General features: G+C 42.4%; 5 protein-coding genes and 1 other RNA gene. 2 read left to right on the forward strand and 4 right to left on the reverse strand.

All coding sequences use genetic code 11. From position 1 onward, the window contains the following. Positions 1 to 643: 643 nt before the first annotated feature. Positions 644 to 1,432 carry a hypothetical protein gene (locus DW091_RS19205; RefSeq protein WP_118519012.1) on the forward strand — a complete coding sequence of 263 codons (789 nt, stop codon included), beginning with the start codon at positions 644 to 646 and terminating at the stop codon, positions 1,430 to 1,432. A gap of 801 nt (positions 1,433 to 2,233) precedes the next feature. Continuing rightward, positions 2,234 to 2,368, forward strand: coding sequence for a hypothetical protein (locus tag DW091_RS20765; protein WP_263422125.1), 135 nt, complete (start codon positions 2,234 to 2,236; stop codon positions 2,366 to 2,368). Between the two features lie 229 nt (positions 2,369 to 2,597). On the opposite strand, the gene ssrA is transcribed toward DW091_RS20765, so the two are convergent. The 4 genes from ssrA to DW091_RS19225 form a co-directional block, all read right to left on the reverse strand. Further along, positions 2,598 to 2,994: a transfer-messenger RNA gene (gene ssrA / locus DW091_RS19210) on the reverse strand. Positions 2,995 to 3,013: 19 nt separating this feature from the next. Continuing rightward, positions 3,014 to 3,472: an SsrA-binding protein SmpB gene (gene smpB / locus DW091_RS19215; protein WP_013381200.1), complete on the reverse strand. Its 459-nt coding sequence runs from the start codon at positions 3,470 to 3,472 to the stop codon at positions 3,014 to 3,016. Positions 3,473 to 3,561: 89 nt separating this feature from the next. Beyond that, positions 3,562 to 5,715 carry a ribonuclease R gene (gene rnr / locus DW091_RS19220; RefSeq protein ID WP_118519013.1) on the reverse strand — a complete coding sequence of 718 codons (2,154 nt, stop codon included), beginning with the start codon at positions 5,713 to 5,715 and terminating at the stop codon, positions 3,562 to 3,564. A gap of 122 nt (positions 5,716 to 5,837) precedes the next feature. Further along, a complete protein-coding gene (locus tag DW091_RS19225) occupies positions 5,838 to 6,473 on the reverse strand; it encodes a flavodoxin family protein (RefSeq protein WP_074617750.1) in 636 nt (211 codons plus the stop codon). Positions 6,474 to 6,830: the final 357 nt, after the last annotated feature.

Below are 6,830 nucleotides of genomic sequence, written 5' to 3' on the forward strand. Positions count from 1 at the left end.
TTTTTTTGAACTTGAATACGCAATCTAAGTACAACGAATAAATAATGATCCATAGATTCTGGTAAATAAGATTGATCTGGATCTAATTAAGGAAGTACATTTTTGTTAACACAGGTTTTTCAGACATGAAACAGTAAAAACCTGGGAAAGAAAGCATAAAAACGAACGGCCTAAAAAAATAAATGATTTTCTGAATTAGACACAAAAAAATTGCAAAGAGATATTAAAAGTGGATCAAATGCAAACCAAAAAAACAGCTTGAAGAAAAAATTTTTCCAAGCTGTTTTTTTATAGCTGTGGATATTTTTATTTTAAATAGACTTTTGGTGATAATTTTTACCCTTGAAAAGACAATGAAAACGCATTCTTATAATATTAGAAGTGTTATGCAATATAAAACATATAAAATATTCAGCATAAACTAAAATGATTAATTCAGCTATCTGAACAGCAGGGCAAAGACCTATCTCTTATACAGTATTCGGTTTGATTATTGGGTTTGTCTTGTTAATCCTACCGTAGTTGTTCGATATAATATATTATTTTTAGGAATTATCTCATTTTATTTTGCTTTGTACAATCCAGTTGTAGATATTTTTATAGCAAACGATTAAGACCAGAGTAAAAACAAGGAGAATGAGCCATGAAAAAACAAATAAATAAAAGAAGCTGGCTTTTAATCTGTATTTTAATCAGCTTGGCAACGGTGTTTTCATCCGGATGCAAAAAACAGAAGGAAGTAGAGCCTGCCAGTGTCGAGGGCGCCTTAGCCTATCTGGAGAGTAACTACGGTAAGGATTATTACGAAATAAAACTTTTAAAAGAGAACCATGTTGAACCTTATAGAGAGGCACTGTTCTGCATTGATGGATCCTGTATCTACGGGAACGCTCCAGCAAGGACAGAGACCTGTTATCTGGGCTATTCGCCAAAATTTGACCTGAATTTTTATGTATTTCACAGTACCGACAGCAAGGCCTCAGGCACCTATAGCACAACCTTAGGAGAAGAAGTAGAAGAAATTGGAAAATTTGAAAAAGTCAAGACATATGCGAAAAATGTTTTTGGAGAGCGCTATAAGGGAACAAACGTCCATCGCTATTTAGGAGAAAATTTACCGCTTTATGGCGTGAAAGAACTCAAGCCAGTTTATAGTAAACCCAACATTGATGACAGAAGTACCTACAATCGGTTGTTTTTGGAGACAGGGAATCCCTTTTCATCAAACATAATGTATATCAGTAGAAAGTCTTCTAGATTTGCTACCTTTCCTTATTTAAATGTTTATGTTGATTGCTCTTTGAAAGAACTGAACCAACATATGAAGGAGGAACGGCTGATTTTGAAAGCATTAGTACACACATACTCTTTATCGCAAATGACGGCATCTACAACAGACCTTATCTCACACTCGAGATGTTTAATGCGTTAAAGTAAGATCTAAACCTAAAGTAAAAAGGGAGGAGTTAATGGACAGGGGGGAAATCAGAGTAATTGTAACGATTATTGGCACGTAAGGGAGTGTATCAGCGAAGGAACGTCATAAATTTAACACTGACTCAAAGTATTAGGAGGAGTAAGTAATAAAAAGTTAGTATCTTTATAAAAATTTAATTATTTTTTTCTGTTTTGAATGAAATGTCAAAACTATAAGACTTTAGAAAACCCTTTTGCTTTCAAAGTGAAAAAATTTTTGTTTATTTATCAATGGCAGATTTCAAGCGGGATGTTATAGTGTTATACCTGGCTGCTATTTGGCATGAAAGTCAGATATTTTATCGAATTTATGTTGGATACAGTTTGATTTTAAAACAGATAAAATTCTAATGGGGCAATTTATGATGAAATAATTATAAAATTTGGTGATATATAGATATAATCCAACTTATTTTTTTGAGTGTAGAAGATTATAAAATCGCATAATATCAATGTTTTGTGCTAATCAAAAACGGCAAGAATTTTTCCTGCTGTTTTTTTGAAATAAATCAGGCTAAAAGTTGTGATTTTTTCCCTTATATAGGTAGCGGAAGATTTAAGTTGTTTTTATCCAAATTCCCCAACTTGAACGCAATTATTTTCACGGTCTTTGAAAACTGAATGAAGATTATCTGGATAAAAACCCTTGCTCCGGTATGGAGCGACGTTAGGATGGGCGCTTTACGATGAACCATATTTATAAAAAATCGTGGTAGATTTTTCGCGATGACGATGGAGGGAGGGCAATGCGACGGTTATGATCAATGCAAGAAACAGAGATGGTAGTCCTGCCTTTTCACCAAAAGAAATCATGGAGTATATGGGGCATAGCAGTATCAAGACAACAATAAAAGTCTATGCGCATGTTGAAGAAAAAATTCAAAACAAATAAACAAGCAAGTTAGGATTTTTGTTAGAATAAAAACAGCATGAGTGAATGATTTTGAAATTGACAAAATGTATCAAAAGCGAGTGATACACTCAATATTTGATGGCTGTAACATGAACGTTTTCTTATATATAAACAAGCTCGTGAGACAGGTTTGTTAGAGTTTTGTTAGAGAAGTTAAAAAAAACAGTTTAAACCATCCGAAAATGGCTTAAACTGGCGGTTCCTGATTTGGTGGAGACGGTGGGAGTCGAACCCACGTCCGAAAATGCATTCACAGGAGCTTCTCCGAGCGCAGTCATTGATTAACATTCGCCCTGCAGGATCTCCAATGACAAAGGTTCTGCAGAACTAGCCTCTTATGCGTTTGCGGACCGAGGCCCTTCCCCAAACGGTTCCCTACTGTTATGAACGCTGATCTCCAAATCGCAGGTTAAATGGAGGAGCGTGCAGCAATTATTATGCTGCGGTAAGTCTTAATACGGGTTTAGACTGCAATTAAGCAGCTAAAGCCATACCGTAACTTCTGTTTTCTTTTGCGTTTATATTTAAGTGCCACTTTTAACGATGATCAGCGCATCGGCTCGCTACTCAAGCTTCAACATCCCCGTCGAAACCTTTACGTCCCCATTTGGGTATCTCTGAAAGCTAAACGCTGTGCCGCAGGTTTTTCTGGATACGCCGGTTAGCGTCCCGCTCTGCGATGGTGTGCCGTTTATCATAGAGTTTTTTACCCTTTGCCAGTGCCAGCTCAAGCTTAACCCGTCCGTTTTTAAAATACAGGGACAGAGGCACCAAGGTATAGCCCTCGCGCTGCTTAAGCCCAATAAGCTTGCGGATCTGCTGTTTATGCAGGAGCAGCTTTCTCGGGCGCAGGGGGTCTTTGTTATAGATATTCCCGTGCTCGTAAGGGGTAATGTTCATCTGATAAACATAAACTTCGCCGTCTTTGATGTCGGCATGGCTTTCCTTCAGGCTGGCCTTGCCCTGGCGGAGGGATTTGACCTCGGTTCCGGCAAGGACGATTCCACATTCATAGGTTTCTTCGATGAAGTAATCGTGCCGGGCTTTTTTGTTCTTGGCAATGACTTTGACTGAATCGGCCATAGCACCCATTTCCTTTCTTTCAGATAGTATTTTATTATACCAGAATCAAAGCGATTAATCAAGGGGTAAATTTTGGGGACAGGGGCGGCTTATGGCCGTCCCTGCTTTGGAATCTGGGCAATTTCAAAATCAATCTGCCGGTTGTTGATGTCGGCGTGAGTAAGCTTGACGGTGACGTCCTGCCCCAGTTTGTAGATTTTGCCAAAGCGTTCGCCTACCTGCTGGTGCATTTCCTCATCGTAATAGTAGTAATCGTCCTTAAGGCTCTGGAGACGAACCAGGCCCTCGATGGTGTTGGGCAGCTCGACAAAAAAGCCAAAAGAGGTCACACCGCTGATCTGGGCAGAGAATGTTTCGCCGATATGCCTTGACATATACTCGACCATTTTAATCTTGTCGACCTCACGCTCAATATCATCTGCCCGGCGTTCCCGTTCGGAGCAATGCTTAGCCATTTCATCAATATGGCCCTTCAGGTATTTTATCTCCTTGGGGTTGAGCGCGTGGTCCATAACCCTGGACAGGGTTCGATGGACAGCCAGATCAGGATAACGGCGGATGGGCGAAGTGAAGTGGGTATAATAGTTGGCGCCCAAGGCATAGTGTCCCTTACAATTGCCTTCGTAGATGGCCTGCTGCATGGTCCGCAGCATCAGACGGGTAATGACATTTTCCTCGGAGGAATCTTCAATATCCTTTTGTAGTTTCTGAAAATCTTTCCCCGTCACTGGGGTGTCCTCCTCGCCAAGGCTGAAGCCAAAGCGTCCGATAAAGGTGCGGAAGGCTGTCAGTTTTTCGGGATCGGGCTCCGGATGGTTGCGGAAGATAAAAGGCAGGCCGGTTTTTTCGATATGGGCGGCGACTGTTTCATTGGCGGCCAGCATAAATTCCTCGATAATTCGTTCGGAGATTCCGCGTTCCAAGGCAACAATCTCACAGGGATAACCCTTTTTGTCCAGCGTGATTTTGGGCTCTGGAAAATCAAAGTCGACCGCGCCCCGCTGAATCCGGCGTTCATTATAAAGAATGGACATCAGCTCCTCCATTTGAAAGAGGATGCTCTCAAATGGCTCGAGGGCTGCTGTGCCCCCATCATGGACACCGTCCAACAGCCGGTTTACCTGGCCATAGGTCATGCGGGCAGCCGAGTGAATCACGGATTTGAAAATATCGTAGCTTAAGATATTGCCTTTGCCATCAATTTCCATGATACAGCTCATAGTCAGACGATCCACGTCTGGCTTGAGGCTGCATACGTTGTTGGAAAGATTGAAGGGGAGCATTGGGATGACTTGGTCGATGGCATAAATGCTGGTCCCCCGTTCGTAAGCCTCCTGGTCAATGGCGCCCCGTTCGGTGATATAGTGGCTGACATCTGCGATGTGAACGCCCAGCACATAATGGCCCTTTTCATTCATATTCAGAGAGACGGCGTCATCAAAATCCTTGGCGTCGTCACCGTCAATGGTAAAGATCGTCTCGCCTCTCAGGTCAACGCGGTTTTTTAACATTTCGGGTGTGATTGTATCACTCAGCATATTGGCATCCCGGAGAGTCTCCTCGGAAAATTCCATGGGCACATCAAATTCTCTGAAAATGGACAGAACGTCAATCCTCGGGTCGTCAGCGCTTCCGAGAACCTCCACGATACGGCCCTCAGGATTTTGGCCGCCGTCAGGCCAGACCGTTACGCTTACAACAACCTTGTCATTGGTGTGGGCACCGTACATATAGCGTTCGGGGATAAAGATATCTTTATTCAGCTTATCGTTGTCTGGGATGACAAAACCAAAATTTTTGTGCAGCTCGAAACGGCCCACCAGTTTGCTGCGCCCGCGTTCGAGCACTTTGACAATTTCTCCCTCTGCCCGGCGGTCTTTGGCAGTTGTGAGGAGGCGCACCTCCACCCGGTCCATGTCCAGGGCACCGTTCAAGGAGCTGGGGGCAATAAAAATATCCTGATCTATGCTCTCATCGTCCGGGGTCACAAAACCAAAGCCTCTGGAGTGTCCCTGAAGGATTCCGGTAATTCTTTTTTCGTCTTTGATGTTGACATAGCGCTCCTGATGGTCGCAGGCAATTTTGCCCTTCCGCACCATCTCGGTCAGCAGGTTGTTCAGCATCTGTTTATCTTTTTTATTGTGAAGATCCAAAAGGTATGCCAGATCCTTAAAGCGCATCGGCCTGTATCTGGAGTTTTCGATTACGGACTTCACCATCTTTTTTAAGTCTTTTGTTTTCATAATGCCTCATTTTCTGTATAATATATAACCTTTATAGGTTCATTCTAACAGAGTAAAGTCTTAAACTCAATCAATTACATAAAATTAACCGCTGCTCTCAGAAGAAAACAGCGGTTAGAGGGTTAATCCTTTAACGCAGAAATGGACGCAGCGATCTGGGTGGCCTTTTCAAAAACCTCGGGCTGCCTGGATAAATCAGGCTTCATATCTGGCGTGTAGATAATGCCATCCTGGGCCATCAACGCCAGACCGCTCATTTCACAGACGTCGCCCACACCGCAGGTCATACAGGCGATGGGCGTTTGAATATTTAGAAATTCCGGAGCTGGCAGACGATGGTAGTTCACGAAAAAGTCGGTCAGACCTTTCTGAGCGACCTCAGGGCTGGTGCCGGAGGACACCACACAGACAATTTTTTTGAGATTAAGCTTGACGCCCAGGTGACGCAGAGCAAACCAGCGCTCCAGAAAAACATGGGTCATAGCGTTAAAGCCCAGAGAAAACGCGTAGTAGGTGGGAAACCCAAGAATCAGGACATCAGCCTCCATGAGACTGGTCTGAATAGAGTCCCAGCCGTCCTCCTGTACACAGCGGTTGGTATGGACACAGAGCATACAGCCTAAACAGGGGTGTAGCTTATAGTCGCTCAAATAAACAAGCTCCTTCTCGATACCCTCCAGATTATTTGTGAGGTACTCGACGACCTGGGCGGTGCTTCCGTCCCTACGAGGAGAACCAACAACTGATAGAACCTTCATAACAATACTCCCTCTCCCTTATATAATGTAGATATTCTTTAAAAACAATATAGCAGAGAAACCGCTTAAAAACAATGATAAAAAAATGCGAAAAAAGTTTAGAAAAGGTATTGACATTCCTAAAGCATCGTCGTATAATAATGAAGCTGTCGCAAGTGAGACAGCAAGTGAGTGAGAAATCACCACTTCGCATAAAAGTTTTTTTAAAAAAGTTCAAAAAGAGCTTGACATTGAAAAAACAAGATGCTAAAATATAGAGGTTCTCTCCGCAAGAGGGAACAACGATTACAGCGAAAAGCTGTAAGGGTCATAGAAAAGAGAATAGTACCATAAAACCTGAAATTCCAGCTGATGGAA

This window comes from Eubacterium sp. AM05-23 (genome assembly GCF_003477535.1).
GTDB lineage: Bacteria > Bacillota > Clostridia > Eubacteriales > Eubacteriaceae > Eubacterium > Eubacterium maltosivorans.